Annotated in this window: 23 protein-coding genes; 19 read left to right on the top strand and 4 right to left on the bottom strand. The window is 51.9% G+C overall.

The features are described 5' to 3' along the window. Nucleotides 1–28 precede the first annotated feature (28 nt). Entirely contained in the window at nt 29–2,284 is a 2,256-nt protein-coding gene (locus tag M2298_RS13255; protein ID WP_280648608.1) for a multicopper oxidase family protein, read from the bottom strand. Nucleotides 2,285–2,530: 246 nt separating this feature from the next. Between M2298_RS13255 and M2298_RS13250 the strand changes: the two genes are divergently transcribed. Continuing rightward, nucleotides 2,531–3,310: a class I SAM-dependent methyltransferase gene (locus tag M2298_RS13250; RefSeq protein ID WP_280648607.1), complete on the top strand. Its 780-nt coding sequence runs from the start codon at nt 2,531–2,533 to the stop codon at nt 3,308–3,310. Nucleotides 3,311–3,448: 138 nt separating this feature from the next. After that, entirely contained in the window at nt 3,449–5,164 is a 1,716-nt protein-coding gene (locus M2298_RS13245; protein WP_122966375.1) for a methyl-accepting chemotaxis protein, read from the top strand. A gap of 84 nt (nt 5,165–5,248) precedes the next feature. Here M2298_RS13245 and M2298_RS13240 read toward each other — a convergent pair whose 3' ends face one another. Further along, the gene (locus M2298_RS13240; RefSeq protein ID WP_254223320.1) at nt 5,249–6,382 is read right to left on the bottom strand and encodes an ABC transporter permease; all 1,134 of its coding nucleotides are present in this window, start codon (nt 6,380–6,382) and stop codon (nt 5,249–5,251) included. A 2-nt stretch (nt 6,383–6,384) separates the two neighbouring features. Continuing rightward, nucleotides 6,385–7,128, bottom strand: coding sequence for an ABC transporter ATP-binding protein (locus tag M2298_RS13235; protein ID WP_063230827.1), 744 nt, complete (start codon nt 7,126–7,128; stop codon nt 6,385–6,387). A gap of 224 nt (nt 7,129–7,352) precedes the next feature. Here M2298_RS13235 and M2298_RS13230 point away from each other — a divergent pair, with 224 nt between their 5' ends. The 6 genes from M2298_RS13230 to M2298_RS13205 all read left to right on the top strand — a co-directional run bounded on the left by M2298_RS13230 (nt 7,353) and on the right by M2298_RS13205 (nt 12,037). Beyond that, a complete protein-coding gene (locus M2298_RS13230) occupies nt 7,353–7,739 on the top strand; it encodes a hypothetical protein (RefSeq protein WP_229049749.1) in 387 nt (128 codons plus the stop codon). 144 nt (nt 7,740–7,883) lie between these two features. Then, a complete protein-coding gene (locus M2298_RS13225; protein ID WP_122964305.1) occupies nt 7,884–8,513 on the top strand; it encodes a SurA N-terminal domain-containing protein in 630 nt (209 codons plus the stop codon). Nucleotides 8,514–8,640: 127 nt separating this feature from the next. Next, nucleotides 8,641–10,149 (top strand): spore germination protein, encoded by a 1,509-nt coding sequence (locus M2298_RS13220; protein WP_173596654.1) that lies wholly within the window; start codon nt 8,641–8,643, stop codon nt 10,147–10,149. Nucleotides 10,150–10,175: 26 nt separating this feature from the next. After that, nucleotides 10,176–11,357, top strand: a complete 1,182-nt coding sequence (locus tag M2298_RS13215; protein WP_280648606.1) for a Ger(x)C family spore germination protein — start codon at nt 10,176–10,178, stop codon at nt 11,355–11,357. Nucleotides 11,358–11,376: 19 nt separating this feature from the next. Next, complete coding sequence (locus M2298_RS13210) at nt 11,377–11,604, top strand: hypothetical protein (RefSeq protein WP_122964308.1); 228 nt, start codon at nt 11,377–11,379, stop codon at nt 11,602–11,604. Between the two features lie 82 nt (nt 11,605–11,686). After that, nucleotides 11,687–12,037, top strand: a complete 351-nt coding sequence (locus tag M2298_RS13205; RefSeq protein ID WP_063230832.1) for a DUF2512 family protein — start codon at nt 11,687–11,689, stop codon at nt 12,035–12,037. A gap of 199 nt (nt 12,038–12,236) precedes the next feature. Here M2298_RS13205 and M2298_RS13200 read toward each other — a convergent pair whose 3' ends face one another. Next, entirely contained in the window at nt 12,237–12,476 is a 240-nt protein-coding gene (locus M2298_RS13200; RefSeq protein WP_254223302.1) for an SDR family NAD(P)-dependent oxidoreductase, read from the bottom strand. Nucleotides 12,477–12,815: 339 nt separating this feature from the next. Here M2298_RS13200 and coxB point away from each other — a divergent pair, with 339 nt between their 5' ends. The 11 genes from coxB to M2298_RS13145 all read left to right on the top strand — a co-directional run bounded on the left by coxB (nt 12,816) and on the right by M2298_RS13145 (nt 22,040). Further along, on the top strand, nt 12,816–13,835 hold the full coding sequence (gene coxB / locus M2298_RS13195) for a cytochrome c oxidase subunit II (protein WP_122964309.1): 1,020 nt from the start codon (nt 12,816–12,818) through the stop codon (nt 13,833–13,835). A 59-nt stretch (nt 13,836–13,894) separates the two neighbouring features. After that, nucleotides 13,895–15,742: a cytochrome c oxidase subunit I gene (gene ctaD, locus M2298_RS13190; RefSeq protein WP_280648605.1), complete on the top strand. Its 1,848-nt coding sequence runs from the start codon at nt 13,895–13,897 to the stop codon at nt 15,740–15,742. Then, on the top strand, nt 15,742–16,368 hold the full coding sequence (locus tag M2298_RS13185; RefSeq protein WP_122964311.1) for a cytochrome (ubi)quinol oxidase subunit III: 627 nt from the start codon (nt 15,742–15,744) through the stop codon (nt 16,366–16,368). Before ctaD ends, M2298_RS13185 begins: the two co-directional genes overlap by 1 nt. A gap of 3 nt (nt 16,369–16,371) precedes the next feature. After that, complete coding sequence (locus tag M2298_RS13180; protein WP_122964312.1) at nt 16,372–16,689, top strand: cytochrome C oxidase subunit IV family protein; 318 nt, start codon at nt 16,372–16,374, stop codon at nt 16,687–16,689. 298 nt (nt 16,690–16,987) lie between these two features. Next, nucleotides 16,988–17,287, top strand: a complete 300-nt coding sequence (locus M2298_RS13175; RefSeq protein WP_122964313.1) for an EthD family reductase — start codon at nt 16,988–16,990, stop codon at nt 17,285–17,287. A 3-nt stretch (nt 17,288–17,290) separates the two neighbouring features. After that, a complete protein-coding gene (locus tag M2298_RS13170; RefSeq protein ID WP_063230839.1) occupies nt 17,291–17,752 on the top strand; it encodes a hotdog fold thioesterase in 462 nt (153 codons plus the stop codon). Between the two features lie 96 nt (nt 17,753–17,848). Further along, nucleotides 17,849–18,241 carry a PaaI family thioesterase gene (locus tag M2298_RS13165; RefSeq protein ID WP_063230840.1) on the top strand — a complete coding sequence of 131 codons (393 nt, stop codon included), beginning with the start codon at nt 17,849–17,851 and terminating at the stop codon, nt 18,239–18,241. Between the two features lie 30 nt (nt 18,242–18,271). Then, complete coding sequence (locus M2298_RS13160) at nt 18,272–19,054, top strand: enoyl-CoA hydratase-related protein (RefSeq protein WP_063230841.1); 783 nt, start codon at nt 18,272–18,274, stop codon at nt 19,052–19,054. Between the two features lie 44 nt (nt 19,055–19,098). Continuing rightward, on the top strand, nt 19,099–20,427 hold the full coding sequence (gene paaK / locus M2298_RS13155) for a phenylacetate--CoA ligase PaaK (RefSeq protein WP_280648604.1): 1,329 nt from the start codon (nt 19,099–19,101) through the stop codon (nt 20,425–20,427). A gap of 53 nt (nt 20,428–20,480) precedes the next feature. Then, nucleotides 20,481–21,254: an enoyl-CoA hydratase-related protein gene (locus tag M2298_RS13150; RefSeq protein ID WP_122964315.1), complete on the top strand. Its 774-nt coding sequence runs from the start codon at nt 20,481–20,483 to the stop codon at nt 21,252–21,254. Nucleotides 21,255–21,263: 9 nt separating this feature from the next. After that, the gene (locus tag M2298_RS13145) at nt 21,264–22,040 is read left to right on the top strand and encodes an enoyl-CoA hydratase-related protein (protein ID WP_122964316.1); all 777 of its coding nucleotides are present in this window, start codon (nt 21,264–21,266) and stop codon (nt 22,038–22,040) included. Nucleotides 22,041–22,061: the final 21 nt, after the last annotated feature.

Below are 22,061 nucleotides of genomic sequence, written 5' to 3'. Positions count from 1 at the left end.
GTACATGACCAGGCTGCTTTTTCTTCTATTATTCGGGATGATTGCGGGTAGCGCGACCTGCTTCGTAGGGAGTGGTTACTCCTTCGTACAAAAGATGCATGCTCATGCCAAGCGCGGCGTGATCCTGATTGTGGCAATGGTCCATCCAAAGGCCGGGATTGTCAGCGCGAAAGGCGACTTCGTACGTCTCGCCCGGCGCTACATTCAGCGTGTCCGTCCACCAGGGACTTCCTGTAGTCGGTCTGCCGTTGCGTGTGAGGACGAGCATGTGATGACCGTGAAGATGCATCGGGTGATCCATGAAGCTGCGGTTGACGAAAGTCATTTTCACCAGGCCGCCCTCCTGGACGAGCATCATCGGCGTGTCGGGAAACACCTCGCCGTTTATCGTCCACAAACCGTCGATGCGGCCATCGTACATCCCGAAGGCGACATCAAACAGCAGAACGTATTCGCGATCGTACGATGTGGCGAGATCAAAAGGCAAAGGCAGCGGAGCGCCGTAGCGAGCAGGATCGAACAGCGGCAAGTCTGCTTGCAGGTTCGGCAAGGCATCGCCTCCGTCCGGGCTGAGCAGCAATCCTTTGCCGCGGTTTTTGCCTTGGGTCGCTTGTGTGAACAAGACGGGGCGATTCGGCATGGTAAAGGAGACGTCATATCTCCCTCCGGCAGCAAGCTTCAGCGCTTGGTTGGCAAGCAAATTCGGCTCGTTGACTTCGTTTCCGTCAATGGCGCTCACTTGAAAAGAAGTGCCGAGGAGCTGATAAGTGACGGGCAGGTTTTCCGCGTTGATGAAACGAAGTCTTACAGGAGTACCAGGGGCAACCGTTTGCTTGGCAAGCATGTCTGCGCCATTCAGCGTCGGTCCCTCTCCTTTTGGTTTGTGATGAATGAGGGCAAGATCGCGGATGGCGGGCTCTGACCGAGATGCATTTGCATTGGCAGCAGGCTCAATCACCATAGCGCCAAAAAGCCCTTTTCGCACCTGGACAGAGGCTTGCTGATGCGAGTGGTACCAAAAGGTTCCGGCTTGCTCGGCGCGAAAGCGGTAGACGTGCTTTTCGCCAGGAAGTACAGCGTCCTGTGTCGCTCCGGCTACGCCATCTTCGGCGTTGGGAACGTTCAGACCGTGCCAGTGAATGGTGACGCCATCAGCGATATCTTTGTTTTCCAGGACGATCTCAACCAGCTCGCCTTGCTTGAGCCGCAGCTCTGGCCCGGGGTATTGCCCGTTAAAGGTCCAAGCTTCCAGCGTATTTCCGGAAGGCAGCCGAATCGTCGCTTTTTGCGCCGTCAATGCGAATTTACGATCTGCCGTGCCCGCACGCGGCCCGGTCAAGTCCGCTACGCTGACCGTTTTGGCATTCGACGAGGGCGCAGTGCCGCTGTCCGGCGCATGACTAGCGTGCGAATGGTGGGCAAGTTGCTTTGTGCTTAGTCCAGTATCGACGTTCGTATGACTGGTCATGTTGAACTGTTCCGGAAGCAGGCTGGCTTGAAGGGCCTGACTGCCAAACGCGACAAGTCCGGTGGACAGGACCATGAATACACCCGTTGCCCGCAAAAAACGAAAAAGCGGCGCAGGGCGCTTCCATTCTCCGGGGTGGGAGCAACGCTGCTGCTGCCATGATTGAACGATCCAGAGCGCTGAGGTGGCAGCCACCATTACCACCCAGGCGACGAGCAGCGTGGATGGCTCCAGCGTGACAGCAGGGAAGGTAAGCTGCAGGCAGCAGGCTGTGACACTGCCCAGAACGGCAAGCTGCAAGGGAACGATCAGCTCAGGCGCCGAAATCATTTTTCGGAGATGTTCATCCACCCGCTCATGATCTGTAGTGTAAAAAGGGTCTGCTTGCCGCAAAAGACTCATGTCTGCTGAAGCAACCTCTTGCGCAATCAGAGACATGTCGGGATTATCGACAATATAAGATGGCTTGTTGCTGCATCTGCTCAGCTTTGCAGCCAGGTCCAGCAAGCGGGGAAGCGAGAAAAAAAGCACGCAAATAACAGGGACAGTGATCAGCGGGAGAAAGCCGATTGTTTTGTCCTTTATGTAAAGCCAACCGAATGATTGAAAATACGCCCAGGTCAAAAGCAGTTGTCCGGCGAATACAGACAGCGATATCCAGACAAACAGCAGAGTCAAGCGGGTCTTTCTTGCAAGCGCTCGTTTGGTTGGCTGATAGACGAGCGTATGGGCGATAAGGGCCGGGATGAGTGTCGTGAGGACCAGAACGAGAAACAAGCCTTGGTGGGTTCCGGCGAGCACCGCAAAATCTGCCATAAATAATTCCTCCCGTGAACAGTTCCATTCTTACATGATAGAGAGCATCGCTGATCAGCCAAACGTACTGGGGCAGTATTTTCCCTCCGTCTCGGGACGGATACATGTGAGTGAAAGGAGTGCAGAAGGCATGTCTTTTGACTTTTTCGAGACATAACAACGCTCGGAATGCTGTCGTTCTCCACCTGGATCATCGTCATCCAGCCAATTCGAGGCAAACGACAGAAACAGGAGGAGACATCAATCATGGAACAAAGAACAGCATGGGAGATTTTCAAGCGAGAGGCAGAAGCGCCATTTGCCGGATGGAATTTTCAGCGGCTCACCCAGACAGGGAGAATGCAGGAAGCTCCGCTGACCTGGAATTATGCGAGTATCGTCAAAGCGCTGATGAACGGGATTGACTCGATGCTCGATATGGGAACAGGCGGGGGAGAACTGCTCGCTTCCTTGCAGCCGCATCCGGCGAGAACGTTTGCGACAGAAGGATACCAGCCCAACGTAGGAGTAGCCCGGGCCAATCTTGCGCCACTGGGCATCGAGGTGGTCGAGGCGGACGGAGAAGATGTGCTGCCATTCGCGGATCGCACTTTTGATCTGATCATCAATCGTCATGAATCGTATTTGCCGAGTGAGCTGTCGCGCTTGCTGAAACCGACCGGGACGTTCGTAACCCAGCAGGTCGGCGGGCAGGACAACCTGGAGTTGAACCGTTTGCTCGGAGCGCCGATTCCTCCCGATTATTTGCACTGGAATCTGGCTTTTGCAGCCGCCGAGCTACAGGACGCAGGCTTTGTCATTTTGCAGCAAAAAGAGGAAATGAGCTTCACCCGTTTCTACGACGTCGGGGCAATCGTCTACTATTTGAAGGCGATCGAATGGCAGATTCGCGACTTCGCGGTAGAGCAATACGCGGAAGCGCTGCTTGCTTTGCAAAAGAAAATGGAGCCGATCGGCTATGTGGATATTCCTAACCATCGTTTCATGATTTTGGCAAAATTAGGGTCATATTCAGTTAATAAATAGGCTCCTTTTTGTCGATAAGACAAATAGGGAGTTCAGTACAAAAGCGCCCTTTGGGGCGTTTTTTGTTTGAAGAAACTTCTGTGGGGGAATTATCGATCTATTAATCTATCGTACAGAGAAAAGGGGAAGTGAGAAAGGATGAACAAGAGCTTGGCTAGTCGAGTGGTCGCGCTCGTGGCTGTGATTGTCGTTTTGACGATGGCAGTCAACGTCTTCATGATCAATCAAAACAGCGCAACCACGATCGAACGGACGCTTTCACGCTCAAGTATTGGAACCGCGATGCATGTAGCGGCAGGCATTGATACAGAGAAGCTCGCCAGTTTCTTGGCAAAGCCCGAGAAAAATGACGAGTACATGTCCATCCAAAAGACGCTGAAAGAGTACATGGACAAGACGGGAGCGCTATACGTATACATTCTCCAGGCAGATGGAGAGAAGGTCAAAATCATGGCGGACGGCATGGTCGAGGATAGCTTCACGATCGGACAGCCTACGACTTCGACCACCTTTGCAGACATCGCGCCCGTGCTTCAAGGCGGAACGAGCAATACGCCCATCGTCAATGATCCGGTTTACGGTTCGTATCTGAGTGCGTTTGCACCGATCCAGGACAAGTCCGGGCAAGTTATGGCTATTCTCGGTGTCGATACCGCTGCGGAAAAGGTCGAGCTGATCAACGAGCTTGTACTGAGTGAAACGATGCCGCGCATCATTATTTCCATGGCGGCGGTGACGATAGTCGCCTTGATTGCGGTCTACTTCGTGGTGAAAAGAATGCTGCGTCCGCTGGGAATCGTACAGGAAGCTTCGGCGAGGATCGCTGGAGGCGATTTGACAGACGCGAAGATCGCCGTCACGAAGCGAAATGATGAAATCGGCCGGATCGTTGTCGCTTTCAGCGAGATGACAACACAGCTTCGCCAAATTATCGGCGGCGTCAAGGAGACGACAGAGCGCATCGACAATATGGCTGTTTCCATTCGGGAAGGCGCTTCCTCTGTTCGCGAGCAAAATAAAAATATCGTGGTTACGAGCCAGGAGATCGCATCTGGCAATGAACAAACGGCAACGGCGATGGAAACTACCGTGCAAACGGTTCAAGAATTTTTGAGCGAGCTGTCCGAGCTGAACAGCGCGATCGAAGCGATGGATGCTGTCTCTAACCAGGTAGCTGACATCGGACAGAGCAGCTACACAGTATTGCAGGAGTTTTTGGCTGACGGAACGGAAACGAACAACCAGTTCCACGATGTCCAAAACACGATGATGATTTTGGAGGAAAAATCGCGCCGAATCAATGACGTGATTGAAACGATCCAGCAAATTGCAGGACAGACGAACTTGCTCGCGCTGAACGCTGCCATCGAGAGCGCCCGGGCCGGGGAAGCAGGTCGCGGCTTTGCCGTGGTTGCAGACGAGGTGCGCAAACTGGCTGAGCAGACAGGAGCGGCAACGCTGGTCATTCAGGAGAGCATCAAGGACATCCAGGATCAGGTGAAGCAGGCAGCCGAAAAAACGAACGGAACTTTGAACCGTTACAATGCCGGAACGCAGCGCCTCGATTCGGTGGCAAAAGGAATCACCGAGTTGTCTACGATGACGAACACGCTCAAAACTTCGCTGGCCAATGTGATTGCAAGCGTTGAAACCATGAAGCACGGTCAAAACAAGGTGAACGAATCCGTATTGACCGTAACGGCGATTTCCGAACAGACAGCCGCTGCGACCGAAGAGGTGTCGGCTACAATTCATGACGTCAGCGGCAACGTGGACCAGTTTGTCGTCGAAATTCAGGACGTTACCGAAAGCATCCAGGAGTTGCGCAGAAAAGTGGATACGTTCCGCTTGTAAGCTTTGCCCGAAACAAAACAGCCCTTCGCACTGGCTTTCTTGCCAAGCGAAGGGCTGTTTTTGTTGGCAGCGAAAAGGTGCTGGTTACCACAAAAGTACGGCGATGTGCACGACGCCCTGAAACAGCAGCAAGGTCGAGCGCAGCCAGACAAATGCGCGCTTTTGCTCGGAAGGCGGAACAGGGAAAAGCTGGTGGCTGGCTCGCTTGCCTTGTTGTCGCCAGATGCCGCCCAGCTGACTTGCTGTCATCAGCAGCAAGAGAGCGGCAGCAATCGCTTTGGCGTACAGGTTCGGCAGGACGAGAATGACGATGATGCCCAGGCAGACGAGGCGGGCGTAAATCCCGGCGTAATCCCCGGAGCGAATGAACGTCCGGGCGTACAAATGACGCGTCGTATGAGCCGGACTGTAAGGCAGAAGCTGCGCCAGGCGGGTCAGCCAAAAGCGCGGCTTCACCTGATGCTGCAAGGCAGGAACGTCCCGGAAGTTGTTCATGATCTGATAAAACCGCTGACGCAACCCGTTTTCCATCGCCAGCAGCCGATACCATTTGAGCGGATGCTGGGCCTGCACTTTGCGCATTTGCCGATGGAGCCAGACAAGCAAAAGGGCGCTAAGGACGGCTCCGCAAGGCACATATCCAAAAGTGAGAAATTGCCCCGCGCTGAAAATCCAGGCAAGAATCAGATAGGACAGCAAAAAGCGGGCGGCAAAGAACAGGCGCTGTGCTTGGACGGCAGGCAGGCGCAAAAAAATCCAGCTGCTGTGAACATTCCAGCCCTTCAGCAAAAACGGAATCAGCCAGTACAGCCAGAGCTGTATTTTGTCCGCTCCCGCAGCATTTGTGTACATAGGGAAGAGCAAGAGAACCAGCACAAACAGTCCCACGCTTTGGACGAAAAAGTTATAGACCTGCGCCCGGCGAAAATAGCCAGCGAGCCGCGTCTCGTGCGGAGTGAGGAAAATCAGGTCTGCTTCCAGCAAAAAGGTGCGGTGCGGACTGCGCGTCACCACGATGGCCATAACCAGTGCCAGCGCGTGGACGAGTGGAAACCAGGCCGGAATCAGTTCGATTATGCTGCGGTAGTACATGGAGATCAATCCGGCAAGGAAAACGGCGACAAACAAGACACCGCCATTGGCCATGTATTGCGCATATTTGATGAACTCTGTGGAAAAGGCGTGCAATCTTTTTTGAAACAGCTGCTCCATATCCATCTTCACTGTTTTTCATCCTCTACGATATGTAAGTAGATGTCATCCAACGAATGGTTGGTCAGACCTGTGAACTGGCGAAGCTCTGCAAGCGTGCCCTGGGCCTTGATTTGTCCTTTGTGGAGCAGGATAAAACGATCGCAATACTTCTCTGCGGTCGCCAAGATGTGTGTAGACATGAGGATGCCTGCCCCTTGCTCCTTGCAGCGCTCCAGCCAGGTGAGCAAAGAGCGTATCCCGAGCGGATCAAGACCAAGGATCGGTTCGTCGACGATATACAGAGGCGGCTGGACGAGAAGCGCCATCATGATCATCAATTTTTGCCGCATCCCTTTGGAGAACTGCTGCGGAAAACGGTTTTTCATTTCCTCCATGCGAAATTCTTTGAGCAGGACGGAAGCTCGCTGGTCAAGCTGCTCTTTTGTCAAACCGTGGCTCATCGCCATCAGCTCGATATGCTCCCAAAGTGTCAGTTCCTCGTAATAGATGGGAGATTCCGGGATGTAGCCGTAAGAGAGCCGATAGTGGTCGGGATCGGATTGAAAGGTTTGGCCTGCAATGTGGATAGAGCCTTCCAGCGGCTGCAAAAGACCCAGAATATGCTTAATCGTCGTGCTTTTCCCTGCTCCGTTCAGTCCGATCAAGGCGACGATTTCGTGAGCATGAATATCAAAGGAAATATTTTGGATGACGGCACGGCTCGGGGAGTAGCCGCCCGTTACGTTGTTGACTTCCAGCAAGGCTTTCATAAGTTCCTCCTTCTCGCCAAAGCAAATGGCAATCGGTCATCCCCCTATTGTAGCCGAAAACCCAGCTTTTTGGAAAAACGCTGTGCACAGCCTTTTTTGCTTGCGGGTGAAGAGGAAAGGGATAACCGTACAAGCAATGGCTGACTGCGCAACATAAACCATTATTACAAAGGACGGAGGAGGTGGAACCTATGACGCCGGGGCAACAGGACAACCAAAGAGACATGGACTTGCAAATGCAGCGCATCTACCAGAAACTGGACAAATTCGAAGAGAGGATCGACCAGCTTGAGGGACAAATGACAGTCGCAACAAAGTGGTTGGAACGCATAGAACACAGATTAGAACGCATGGAAGACGTACGCATAGATTTGTTGCAAGCGATCGCGAAGCTACAGACGGAGCTGAAATTGAGAGAAGAAAAAGCAAACAAAGAGAAAGATATCATCATGCAGCTACTGAACAACGACAATCGGGACAAAGAAAATTTGGCACAGATGATCGAAGGAGACAGAAGCAGAAAGCAAGAGCGCTTTTTACAAATATGGGCGGTTTTAGGTCCCGTCCTTGCCTCCGTTCTCACCTCTCTTTTTGCACGGTTTTTCATGTAAGGTGACACTTTCCGTGAATGACGATCGCCAAATCGGCACATGATGATATAAAATGTGGAAAAGTTGTGTAAAGGCTTTTCCATTTTTCTACCGCATCTCCTGGCTATACTTGATGGGCAGAACATTGAAAGAGAGGATATCCACGTGAAGAAGTTTGATGTTTCCATACTCTCAGTTGCCATTTTACTGACCGGACTGGCTGTACTCGGTGTCTATCAGGCAGGAGAAGCGAAGAAAGATCCGGTTCTGGTAAAGGCCGGTGATACCTCGATTACGCAATACCAGCTGTACGATGAAATGAAAAGCACGTACGGCAAGCAAATGATACATGAGATGGTCGCTCAATCTTTGATTTCGCAGGAAGCCAAGGCACAGAAGATCCAGGTCACCAAAGAGGAAATGGACAAGGAAATCGCCTCGATGAAACAGCAAGTCGGCTCCGAGGAAGCTTTTCAAAGCTATCTTCAGGGAATGGGGCTAGACGAAAAGAAGCTTCGTGAAAAGATGTCTGTCCTGATGACCCGCGACAAGCTGCTCGACAAGGCATTCCCGGTCACAGATGAGCAAGTGAAACAATATTACGATGAAAACAAACAGCAGATGGGATCGCCAGCGCCGGAATTTGAAAAGGTGCGGGATCAGATCAAATCTGTTTTGGCCGATAAAAACCGCAGCGAGAACTACAACAACTGGCTGAATGACATCCAGAAAAACCACAAGGTAGAATGGTACGATCCGTCTTTTGACGAGCCGAACAAGCCCGCTGCCGGATAAACCAACTGAAAAGGCGTCTCTTCCCGATTGAACGGGGGAGGGCGCCTTTTCTTTTTGATGTTTTCGTTTAGTAACAGACTCGGGTGGAAAAACTGGATAAATAATTGCCAATGTAAGGAGCAATGAGATGGCTCAGATTGGCCCTCGCCTGGATGAGAATGTTCATTTTGTGAAAGAGTCGCTTGGGTACAGCAATGATATTGTAATTCGCGAACTGGTGCTGGATAGCCGGGAGCCTGTACGTGCTGCGATCCTCTACACGGATGGGATGGTCGACTCGCACATGGTACAGGGCGTTTTGATTAACAGTATGCTCTACAAGACCCGGTTCAAAGAAATAGAGCTGGAACGAGAGGAAGATCTCGTCCCTTTTTTAAAGGATGCGGTTCTGACCGTTGGAGATATCGGAGACGTCAACAATTTTCCCGAGCTGTTTACAGCCATGCTTTCCGGCTGTGTCATCATCCTCATAGACGGCTATGAAAAAGCAATGGCCATCGGCTTGCAGGAGTGGAAAGACAGGGGAGTGACCGAGCCTACAGCGCAAACGGTCATTCGCGGGCCGAGGGAAGGCTTTACGGAAAGTTTGCGGACGAACATCACCCTTTTGCGCAGAAGGATCGCCAGCGAAAAGATGTGGGTGGAAACTAGGCGAATCGGGGAAGTGACGAAGACCGAGATCGCCGTCGTGTACATCAAAGGTCTGGTTGAGGAAGGCGTAATCGAGGAGGTTCGCAACAGGCTGGATCGGATTGATGTGGACGGCCTGATGGAGAGCGGGATGATCGAGGAACTGATACAGGATGCGGCGTACACTCCTTTTCCCACGATTTCCAATTCCGAGCGTCCCGATGTGGTCGCGGCGAATTTGCTGGAGGGGAGAGTTGCCATCATAGTCGATGGGACTCCGTTCGTTTTGACTGTCCCTTCTTTGTTTGTCGAGTTTTTTCATTCGGCTGAAGACTACTACCAGCGGGCTGATTTCAGTACGTTGATTCGGATGTTGCGCTTTGTCAGTTTTTTTATCGCCTTGCTCGCGCCGTCGCTCTATATTGCGATCACGACCTTCCATCAGGAGATGTTGCCGACACAGCTTTTGATCAGCTTGGCCGCGCAGCGTGAGGGCGTGCCTTTTCCCGCGCTGGTAGAGGCGCTGTTGATGGAGATCGCGTTCGAAATTTTGCGAGAGGCGGGCATCCGCATGCCGCGTGCGGTCGGTCAAGCGATCTCCGTTGTCGGAACGCTGGTCATCGGACAGGCGGCGGTAGAGGCGGGAATCGTCTCGGCAGCGATGGTCATCGTCGTGTCGATTACGGCGATCTCCAGCTTTATTTTTCCCGCGATCAACATGTCGATTCCCGTGCGGATTCTCCGGTTTCCGTTGATGATTTTGGCAGCTTCCTTTGGGATTTACGGGATTATCGTCGGAGTGCTTGGGCTGGTTCTGCATTTGTGCAGCCTGCGTTCGTTTGGCGTACCCTACATGAGTACATTCGCCCCGTTTTCCTTCAAAGAACAGCGTGATGCGATCTTGCGCGCGCCGCGCTGGATGATGGACAAACGCCCAGAGTCGATCACCAAACGAAACATGCGCCGTCAATCTCCGAATTTGAAGCCGAAGCCGCCAGAGCATTAAGGTAAAAAGGCAAGGAGTGAACTTCTATGAAAGTCATCAAAGTGCTTCTCTGCTTGACACTTGTCTTCCTGCTGGGCGGTTGCTGGAATCGCAAGGAGCTGAACGATCTGGCGATTTGCGTCGGCATCGGAATTGACAAGGTAAAGACCGGGTATAGCGTGTCTGTCCAGGTCGTGGACCCGGCTGAAGTGGCAGCCAACAAAGGCAAACCGGGGAGGGCTCCTGTTACGCTGTTTACGATGAGCGGTGCCACTGTATTTGAAGCTCTCCGCAAAATGACGACGATATCGCCGCGGAAAATTTATATGTCGCACACGAGGATGCTGATTTTGGGGGAGGAACTGGCACGGGAAGGAATTGCGCCTGTGCTTGATTTTGTTTCGCGCGATCACGAGTTTCGGACGGATTTTTACATTGCTGTGGCTCGCGGTACGACAGCGCACAACATCTTGAAGGTCATTACGCCGTTGGAGCAGATTCCCGCCAATGAGCTGTTCGCTTCCCTGGAGACGTCGTCCAAAGCGTGGGCGCCAACCGCCGCGATTACCCTTGATCAACTGATTGCGGACTTGACGAATAAGGGCAAACAGGCGGTACTGACGGGCATAAAGCTGACAGGCTCGCCGGAGGAAGGGGATCAGCGCGAAAATGTGGAGCAGATTGAATCCAACGTGCTTTTGCAGTACACGACACTCGCTGCCTTTCGGGGAGACAAGCTGATTGGCTGGCTCAACGAGAAGGACAGCAAGGCGTACAACTACATAACCGGAAATGTCAAAAGTACGGCTGGCAGCCTTCCGTGCAAAGGGGGAGGGCGCCTGACGATGGAAATTATGAAGTCGAACTCCAAGGTGAAAGCCATCCTGAAAAATGGCAAGCCGGAAATCATGGTCGATATTCACCTGGAAAATGACATCGGCGAAGTGCAGTGCAAAATCGATCTGACCAAAATGGAGACGATCGAAGAAATCCAAAAAGAAGCCGAAAAAGGCATGGTTGCTACAGGAATGCGGGCGGTCACTTATGCGAAGCAGCATGAAGTGGACATTTTCGGATTCGGAGATGTCATCCACCGCCAGTATCCGAAGGTGTGGAAACAACTCGAAAAAAACTGGAACAAGGAATTTGCCAAGCTCCCGGTTCACATCAAGGCAGAAGTGAAAATCAGGCGACTGGGAACGATCAACAACGCTTTCAAGGAAAAATGAGTGATCAGGAGGGGGAGTCATGTCGGTATTGACGGTAGTCTTCATCTCCATCGTCGTCAGTCTGTACGAGCTGCCCAGGCTGATCCGCAAGAAACAGCGAAAAGAAACGATTGTGTTTATCGTCATGCTCGTGATCAGTGTCGGGATGTATGCCGCTACGCAATTTGGTCTTGTGCCCAACCCTGTCTATGCGATGGAAATCATCTACAAGCCGATGGATGACTGGATCAAGCAGTGGCTGCATTGAGGACGGAGGCTTGTTGCCGCGAGGATTGCCGCTGGAAAGCGGGGCATACTGAGAAGACCTCAGCAAAGGAGTGGAAACACACGTGGACGGTCTTTTGATGAAGCTTCTGGTAAGCCCGATCTTGGTTGTTTTGGCTGATGCCCTCTTTCCCGAGGTGAATTTTGCGAACCTGTACCAGTCTGTCGGTGTCGGCTTTGTCCTTGCTCTTGCCGGATTTTTTCTGGACAGGGCCATTCTGGCTCCAGGCAGTCTGTGGCTTACAACCGCCATTGATTTTATCATCGGTTTTCTGATTGTATACGGCAGCATCGTCTTTTTGCCTGATGCCCAAATCTCGGCAATGGGAGCGGGATTTGTCGCCATCTTTTACGGTGTGGCCGAATACTTGCAGCATACATGGCTGCTTCGTGCGATCCGCTCGGAAAACACATAGAGGTGCCATTGTTGCCGGGACAGCCCCGTCCATCTGCGAAAAGACGGGGCTGTCCTTTTTGCTGCGCGCGCGTCAATTGTTTTTCGAAGGAGCCAGCTTTTTGGGTGCGATCCGTTCGATCCAGCTCCAGGCGCAACGATTCGCTGAAGCCTCCGTATGCGCATCCGGCATTGTTGAGCAACAGGTCGATTCGCCCGTGTCAATCCGCGATGTCGGCGATCGCCTGTTCGATCTGGGGAGGGCTGGTGACATCCAAGGAAATCACTTCCATATGTTCGGTTGCTATATGCAAGTTTGCGAGTTTGTCAAGTGGGCCCCTTTTTTGCGGGTCGCGCATGGAAGCAATTACGTAAAATCCAGCCTTGACTAATGCCACAGAAGCGTGCATGCCGAAGCCGCTGGAGGAGCCAGTGATTAGTGCAATTGGTCTTTTTTTCATATATTTCTCCTTTAAGTTGCCTAAACTGGTTACATTTATCTTAAAAGTTCACAAATTTGTTCATAAATTTGTTAACAAAATGATAACAAATAGCCTTTAGATTAAGGAAAATTTATGTATACTTAAATGGTTACCACGCATTGGCAGGAGTCTGCAATCTCGGCCCTTTTGCTCCTTCTGTTTGTTTTTGGGATGACTGCTAATACTTTTCCTGATTGGGTATGATAGTTGGGGAAGGAATAGATAGCCATCCTTGTGCAAAATTGAAAGAGCAAAAAGCTTCTAGTTTGTATGCGTGGCTAGAACGTTACCAACACGAAGAAAGAGGGGTTCATTGGTATGAAGGGTTGGCAACAGTTTTGGCGTCAGCTTTCTCTGTTTGGTCTGCTGGCGCTGGTGTTAACCGGGTGTGGCAAAGATGAGCTCTCAGCGCTCAAGCCTTCCGGCCCGGTTGCTTCGATGCAGTATGACCTGATGAAGCTGTCCTCCGCTATCATGATCGGCGTCTTCATTGTCGTTATGCTGATCTTTACGTACGTCCTTATCCGATACCGTAAGCGTCCAGGGCAGCAAGGCGTTCCAAAGCAGGTCGAAGGCAATCATGCACTTGAGATTCTTTGGACAGTAATTCCTTTCCTGCTCCTGATTGTGATGGCGATTCCAACCGTTACAACCGGTTTCGCCCTGCACAAGGAATTTCCAAAAGAGGAAGCGCTTCAAGTGAAGGTAACCGCTCACCAGTTCTGGTGGGAGTTCGAGTATCCGGATCTGGGAGTAGCAACCGCACAAGACCTGGTTCTGCCAGTTGGCAAAAAGGTTCAGTTCCAAGTGACCTCTGCTGACGTTATGCACGCATTCTGGATTCCTGCTCTGGGCGGTAAAATCGATACCAACCCGGGACAAGAAAACAAGATTTGGCTGCAAGCAGACAAAACAGGTATTTTCTACGGAAAATGCGCGGAGCTCTGTGGAGCGTCCCATGCCTTGATGGACTTCAAGGTAGAAGTAATGGACCAGACTGCATTTGACAGCTGGGCAAACGGCATGAAGGGCGTTCAGTCCAAAGAGCCGGTAGCCGCTACAGCTCCAAGTGCTGCACAAGGTCAAGAAATCTTCAACAAAAGCTGTCTCGGCTGTCACGCCATCGCTGGAAAAGGCGGAAAACTGGGTCCAAACCTGACCAACTTCGCAGATCGCGAACGCGTAGCAGGTATTCTTGCCCACACGCCTGAAAATCTGGCAGAGTGGCTCAAAGATCCGCAAAAGGTAAAACCGGGCAACAACATGCCTAACCTCAACCTCGACGATGCACAAGTGAAAGCGCTTGTAGAGTACATGTCTACACTCAGCGTGAAGTAACTACCGTAATGAAATGACATTTCGTCATAGGCAGTGACGCTTAAAAAGGAGGTAAACCTGTGTCTGCACATGCTTCTCACGCACCCGCACCAAAACGTTCAGGGCTGTGGGACTGGCTCACGACAGTGGATCACAAGAAGATCGCGATCCTGTACTTGATTGCCGGTGGTATTTTCTTTCTCGCCGGTGGTTATGAGGCCCTGTTGATCCGTTTGCAGTTGATGTATCCAGAAGCTTCTGTAGTTGGTGCCAAGACGTTTAACGAATTGATTACCATGCACGGCACGACGATGATTTTCTTGGCGGTCATGCCAGTCATTTTCGCGCTGATGAACGCAGTCGTTCCGCTTCAAATCGGAGCGCGCGACGTAGCATTCCCTTTTGTTAACGCTCTCGGCTTCTGGTTGTTCTTCTTCGGAGGAGTGCTCCTGAACACCAGCTGGTTCCTTGGCGGAGCACCAGATGCCGGATGGACATCTTATACCACTTTGGCTTTGAACCAATATAGCGGCCGCGGAGTAGACTTCTACGTTCTCGGTTTGCAAATTGCCGGTCTCGGTACGCTGATCGGTGGTATCAACTTCCTTGTTACCATCATCAACATGCGTGCTCCAGGGATGACATTCATGCGCATGCCAATGTTCACCTGGGCGTCTTTTATTACATCCGGTCTGATTCTGTTCGCTTTCCCGGCGATTACAGTAGGTCTGGTTCTCTTGATGTTCGACCGTTTGTTTGGCGGTAACTTCTTCAACCCGGATGCGGGTGGTAACGTTGTCATTTGGGAGCACTTGTTCTGGATCTTCGGTCACCCCGAAGTATACATCCTGATTCTCCCGGCATTCGGTGTTATTTCTGAAATTATCTCCACCTTTGCAAGAAAGCGCCTGTTCGGTTACAGCTCCATGGTATTCGCAACTGCGCTGATCGGCTTCCTCGGTTTCATGGTGTGGGCTCACCACATGTTCACAACTGGTTTGGGCGCCATTGCCAACACGCTGTTCGGTCTGGCTACGATGCTGATTGCGGTACCTACGGGTATTAAAATCTTTAACTGGCTATTGACCATGTGGGGCGGACAAATTCGCTTCCCTACCGCAAACTTGTTTGCAGTAGGCTTCATTCCGACATTTACGATCGGTGGTATGACAGGGGTTATGCTCGCGGTTCCGCCAGCTGACTACCAATACCATGACAGCTACTTCGTAGTAGCTCACTTCCACTACGTTATCGTAGGGGGTCTCGTCTTCGGTCTGTTCGCCGGTCTTTACTACTGGTGGCCGAAAATGTTCGGTAAAATGCTGAATGAAACAATCGGTAAATGGAACTTCTGGACGTTCTTCATCGGTTTCCATCTTACCTTCTTCCCGCAACACTTCCTTGGTCTGATGGGGATGCCGCGCCGCGTCTTCACATACCTGAAAGGTCAGGACCTGGATGTAGGGAACTTTATCAGTACCATCGGTGTATTCGGTATGACGATCGGTACAATCCTGTTCCTCATCAACGTTGTCGTTGCAGCAAAAGGCAAACGCGCACCTGCGGACCCGTGGGATGGACGCTCGCTGGAGTGGACAATTCCGTCGCCGCCGCCTGAGTACAACTTTGCCCAAACACCTCTGGTTCGTGGTCTGGATGCATTCTGGATCGAGAAAATGGCTGGCAACAAAGGCATGACACCTGCTGAACCGCTCGGTGACATCCACATGCCATCGCCATCGTTCCTGCCGTTCCTGATGTCCGTCGGTCTGTTCATTGCAGGCTATGGCTTCATGTACCACAACTACGTTGTAGTAGCGGTCGGCTTGATTTTGACTTTCGGATGTATGTTCGCACGTTCTGTAAAAGACGATCCTGGTTATCATATTCATGAGGATGAAATCGAAGAGAAAGGGGTTAAGGCTTAATGGCTACACATCACGCAAATGCAGTTTTACCTGATGAACCGGAAAAAGCCACCCTTGAAGGCAAGAACAAGATTCTTGGCTTCTGGCTCTTCCTTGGTGGAGAGACTGTTCTTTTCGGTTCGTTGTTCGCAACTTTTATCGCGCTGCGTGATCAAGCAAACGGCGGACCGACGTCCCAGCAACTGTTTGACATGCCGCTGGTTGCAGCTGCAACACTTCTTTTGCTTACCAGTTCGATGACAAGTGTTATGGCTACACTCGCTCTGCACAAGAAAAACTTGAAAATGATTCAAGTTTGGCTGACCATCACTGTATTGCTCGGTCTCGGATTCCTTGCCCTGGAGATTTATGAGTTTGTGCATTATGTGCATGAAGGACATAAAATCTCGACAAGTGCATTCGGCTCTGCGTTCTACACATTGGTTGGCTTCCACGGGGGTCACGTAGCGTTCGGGATTCTCTGGATCACTTTGTTGCAGTTGTCGGCAGTGAAGAAAGGCTTGACGGTAGTAACGGCTCCTAAGTTCTACCTGGCCTGCTTGTACTGGCACTTTATCGACGTAGTATGGGTATTCATCTTTACCGTGGTATATCTCATGGGTATGATCGGTGGAAAGGTGGGATAATCTATGGGAGCACACGCTCATAATGAAGAGGTACGCAAGCCGAAAGTAAAACACGACGGTCCAAAAAGACACGTTGTAGCTTTCATCGGATCTCTCGTATTGACCGCACTTGCATTTATTGCTGTTGCGTATGAAGTGATTCCGGTAGGTTTTACCGTACCGTTCATCGTCGTCTTGGCTTTCATCCAGGCGTTCTTCCAACTGTTTGTTTGGATGCACATGGATCAAAAAGGCCACGAGTTCGCACGGATCAGCATTTTCGCCGGGCTGTTCGTGATCCTGCTTGCAGTAATCGTCTTCGTTTACTGGGTGTGGATCTAGAACGCTTGGCAAGGGCAAGAGGGCAGACCAAAAGTCTGTCCTCTTTTTTTCGGGCTGTCAGAAGTCATTTCTGGCAGCCATTTTTTTGTACTATCGAGCGGGAATTGAGATAAGCATGGGATAGGAGCGGCTTTTCGGGAAGGGAGGGAGCAGACAGAGTTTTCCCGCTTTTTGAAAAATACTTGCACCTATCTACAAGGCTTTATATAATAAAAATATCAACATGCGTTAAAATAACGTTATATTATTAAGCCGTCACATATTTTGTGAAAATAAATGAATGAAAGCAGGGATCGCAATGGTGAAATTGGTGGCAATTTATCGCAAGCCGGAAGATATCGAGGCTTTTGACAAGCACTATTTTGAAGTGCACGCTGCACTCGCTGAGAAAATGCCTGGCTTGATCAAGATGGAGGTAAGCAAAGTATACGGCACGCCGATGGGCGAATCCGATCTGCATCTGCTCGCAGAAATGTACTTTGAAACGAAGGAAGCCTTGTTGGAAGCGTTGTCATCTCCAGAGGGGCGTGCAGCAGGCAAAGACTTGCGCGGATTTGCAGGCCAAGTAGTGTCCATGCATTTTGCCGAAGTGGTTTAACGTATGGGAACAAAATCGTTTGTTGACGAGCGCGAGCTGCATCATAAACATTACGACGAGATTTGCGAAAAGCTGAAACAAGACCAGTTCGCCCAGTTTTTGGGAGTCAAGCTGATCGAGCTTGGCGAGGGGACTGCGACAGCAGAGGTGACGGTGGCCGATCATATGTTGAATGCGCACGGTACAGCGCACGGCGCCATCATTTTCTCCCTGGCTGATTTTGTTTTTGCCGCAGCCTGTAACTCCTACGGAAAAACATCTGTTGCGCTCTCGATGAACATCGGATTTTTGGCCGCAGCAATGAAAGGAAACCGGCTTGTGGCAACGGCTACGGAAGAGAAGAAGAACAACCGGACAGCCTGGTACCGCATCCGCGTCGAATCCGAGCACGGCCTGGTAGCGACATTGGACGCACTGGCTTATCGGAAAAATGAATACTTCATTTCGCTGGACGACAAGGAATAACCAAATGCACACACAAAACGGAGAAAGGAAGCCGAATGCCGCGTGCACAGGCTCCTTTCCCTGTTTCACGAGGATACCAGACACGGGGGCGAGAGGATGACAGTGGAAATCCGCAATCGATTCAATCACTACCTGGGCATAGAAGTCGTACACCGAGATGAGCAGGGCTGCAAGGTAGCACTGAAAATTCGCCCTGAACTGTTCAACAGCATAGATGGGGTCGTACATGGTGGCGTGACGGCGACGTTGGCTGACGTAGCGATGGGACATGGAGCTGCGCCACATGTAGACGGCGTGCAGCAATGCGTTACGGTAGAGAGCAAAATTCAATATTTGTACCCTGCCCGTGGGGAGAGGCTGGAAGCTGAGTCTCGCGTTTTGAAGCAGGGCAAGAGCCTGATCATTATGGAGGCGCGCGTCACCTGTGACGGCAAGCTCGTTGCTTTTGCCACGGGAACGTATGCGCGGGTCAATCCCAATCGAAGCTAAAGAGTATGGTTGCACGAGGAGGGGATAGAAGTGGAAGAAACGGTTCGCTTTGAACGAGACGGCCATGTGGCGATCATCACGCTCAACCGTCCGGATGAGCTGAATGCACTGAACTACGCTACATTGGAGCGGCTGGGTGATCTGATTGAACAAGTGCGGCTTGATTCAAAAGACATTCGGGTGCTGCTGATAAAAGGCGAAGGCCGGGCGTTTTGCGCAGGAGCTGATTTGAAAGAGCGGCGCACGCTGAACGAACAGCAAGTCCGCAGAAACGTCCGCAAAATTCGCGATGTGTTCACTGCGCTGGAACGATTGCCGCAGCCGACGATCGCGTTGATCAACGGCTTCGCTTTCGGTGGCGGATTTGAACTAGCGCTCGCTTGTGATTTCCGCTATGCCGTGGAGGAAGCGAAAATGGGGCTGACCGAGGTCAGTCTGGGCATCATTCCCGGAGCGGGCGGAACGCAGCGTCTGTCGCGTTTGATCAGTCCGGCGAAGGCGAAGGAACTGATTTTGACAGCCCGGCGCATTCAGGCGAATGAAGCTTGCCGCTTGGGGATATTGAATGGAGTTGCGCAAGACGGGGAACAATTGCTGGAGCTGGCAATGGGGCTGGCCCAAGAGATTCTCGGCAACGCACCGCTCGCCGTCTATCAGGCAAAGGCGGCCATCGACCGCGGAAGCAGCGTCGATTTGCAAACAGGGCTGGACGTGGAAACGATGTGCTATGAAGTCATTATCCCAACGAAAGACCGCCTGGAAGCGCTGGAAGCTTTCCGCGAAAAAAGAAAGCCTGTGTTCAAGGGAGAATAGGCGATAGCTACAAAGACATAACGTGACGGAATGAGGGAAACGGCATGATCTTTAATACAGAAATGGAAACGTTGTCAAGAGAAGAGCTGACAAAGCTTCAAGCGGAGCGTTTGAAAGAAACGGTGGCGCGCGTCTACGAACGAGTGCCTTTTCATCAAAAAGCTTTTGACGAAGCAGGCGTAAAACCGGAAGATATCCAGTCCATCGAAGACATTCAGAAGCTGCCGTTCATGAAAAAAACCGATCTGCGAGAAAATTATCCGTTCAAGCTGTTCGCTGTGGACATGAAGGAAGTAGCGCGCATTCACGGTTCGTCCGGCACAAAGGGCAAGCCGACTGTTGTAGGCTACACGAAGAAAGACCTGGAAAACTGGGCGGAAATCGTCGCTCGCGCCATTTGCTGTGCGGGCGGCCAGCCAGGGGATATTTTCCACAACGCTTACGGCTATGGTCTGTTTACGGGCGGTCTTGGCCTGCATAACGGAATCGAGCACATGGGCGCGGTAGCGGTTCCTGTATCCGGGGGCAATACTTCCCGGCAAATTACACTAATTGAGGACTTCCAGCCACGCGGGATTGCAGCCACTCCGTCTTACGTGCTCAACATCGTCGAAGAAATGAAAAAGCAAGGCATAAACCCGCGGGAGACAAGCGTGAAGTACGGCATTTTCGGGGCCGAGCCATGGTCGGAGGAAATGCGCGTTCAGCTCGAAGAAGCGCTCGACATCAAGGCGGTGGACATTTACGGATTGAGCGAGGTCATGGGACCGGGCGTATCGATCGAATGCCACGAGGCCCAGGATGGCTTGCACATTGCGGAAGATCATTTCTACGCAGAAATCATCGACCCGAATACAGGTGAAGTGCTGCCGCATGGACAAGAAGGTGAGCTTGTCTTCACTTCCCTGACGAAAGAAGCATTCCCTGTCATTCGTTATCGCACAGGAGATATCGCATCGCTCAACCCGGAACCCTGTAAGTGTGGCCGCACCACCATGCGCATGTCCCGCATCAAAGGCCGTGTAGACGATATGCTCATCATTCGCGGCGTCAATGTGTTCCCGACCGAGATCGAGTCTGTTTTGCTGACCTTCAACCAGTTGGCTCCGCACTATCAGGTAGTGATCGAGCGCGATGGTGCATTGGATCGCTTTGAGGTGCACTGCGAGCTGACCGAGAAGTACGCCAGTGAAATCAACGGAAATGAAAGCGCTGCGTTGTCGCATCTTGTAAAAGAGATCGGGCATATGATCAAAAATACATTGGGTGTGTCTGTCGTGCTGCGGATTCAACAACCAAATTCCTTGACGCGCAGCGAAGGAAAGGCGATTCGCATTGTGGACAATCGGGGCAAAGCCCAGGCAGCGATCTAGCTGGCGAGTTTCCTAACGACTCGACTACCTGCGAAAAAGGGTGTGAACAGCGCATGGCTTACGAATATATCAAAACGGCCAGCGAAGACGGTATCGGTATTATTACCTTGAATCGACCGAAGATTCTTAACGCACTGAATTTGCAGTTGATTGATGAGCTGGTCGCCGAGCTGGAACGGCTGGATCGGGACCCGGACATTCGCGTGATCGTGCTCACTGGCAATGACAAAGCGTTCGCAGCGGGAGCGGACATCAACGAAATGGCAGAGGCATCGGCAATCGAGATCATGAAGCGCGACCAGTTTGCCGTCTGGGATCGCATGTCGCTTATTTCCAAGCCGATCATCGGCGCTGTTAGCGGCTTCGTGCTGGGCGGCGGCTGTGAACTGATGATGAACTGCGATATCGTCATCGCTTCGGAGACAGCCGTCATCGGCCAGCCGGAAATCAAGCTTGGCGTCATGCCGGGAGCGGGCGGAACGCAGCGGCTGACCCGTGCGGTGGGAATGCGCAAGGCAATGGAAATGCTGCTGACGGGAGAACCGATATCGGCCAAAGAAGCGTTGCGCTACGGGCTGGTCAATCGCGTCGTGCCAGTGGAGGCGTATTTTCAGGAAGCGCTCAAGCTGGCAAAGCAAATTGCCGTTCAGCCTCCGCTCGCTGTACAGGTGATCAAAAAGGCAGTGCACAAAGCCGAGGATTTGCCGCTTGCCGAGGGCATGGACTATGAACGCAACGGCTTTTATTTGCTGCTCGCCAGCGAGGATCGCAAGGAAGGAATGCAAGCTTTCCTGAACAAGCGCAAACCCCGGTTTACGGGTAATTAGGAGGCGGCCATGTACGAAACGATTCTGTATGAAGTGTCAGAAGGCGTAGCGATTGTCACCTTGAATCGACCGGATAAATTCAACGCTTTTACAGAAGTCATGCACAAGGAAATCATTGCGGCGCTTAAACAGGCGCAAAAGGATGACGCTGTTCGCTGCATTTTGCTCACAGGCGCAGGCCGGGCTTTCAATGCCGGACAGGACCTGAGCGAAGTTTCTGGCGGAGACGTGGATTTCGGCGGATTTTTACGCGAGCGTTACAATCCGATGATTTTGCAGATGCACAAAACGGAGAAGCCGATTGTTGCGGCAGTTAACGGCGTGGCAGCAGGAGCGGGCATGAGTGTGGCGCTCGCTTGCGATATTCGCTTGGCTTCGGAAAAAGCATCTTTTGTCAATGCGTTCGTGGGCATCGGACTTGTTCCAGACTCGGGCGGTTGCTACTTCCTGCCGCGCATCGTCGGAATCGGCAAGGCGCTGGAACTGGCGATGACCGGAGAAAAAGTATCGGCACAAGAGGCTCTCGGCATCGGACTCGTCAATCAGGTGTATCCGGCAGAGAGCTTTATGGAAGATGCCCTCGCCTATGCGCGCAAGCTGGCTGCCTTGCCGACGAGAGCCATCGGGCTGATCAAGCGCGCGATGTACAAAGGGCTGGAAATGGGACTGGAAGAGACGTTGGCCTACGAAGCCTACGCACAAGAGGCTGCGGGCAGCACAGCCGATCACAAGGAAGGGGTAGCGGCCTTCATGGAAAAACGCGCTCCCCGTTTTACGGGTCGTTAGGCGAAGGGAGGCACAAGTCTA

This window comes from Brevibacillus sp. 1238, from assembly GCF_029892995.1.
GTDB lineage: Bacteria > Bacillota > Bacilli > Brevibacillales > Brevibacillaceae > Brevibacillus > Brevibacillus parabrevis.
Note: the sequence above shows the minus strand (reverse complement) of the source record. Positions and strands in the feature narration are given on the sequence as shown.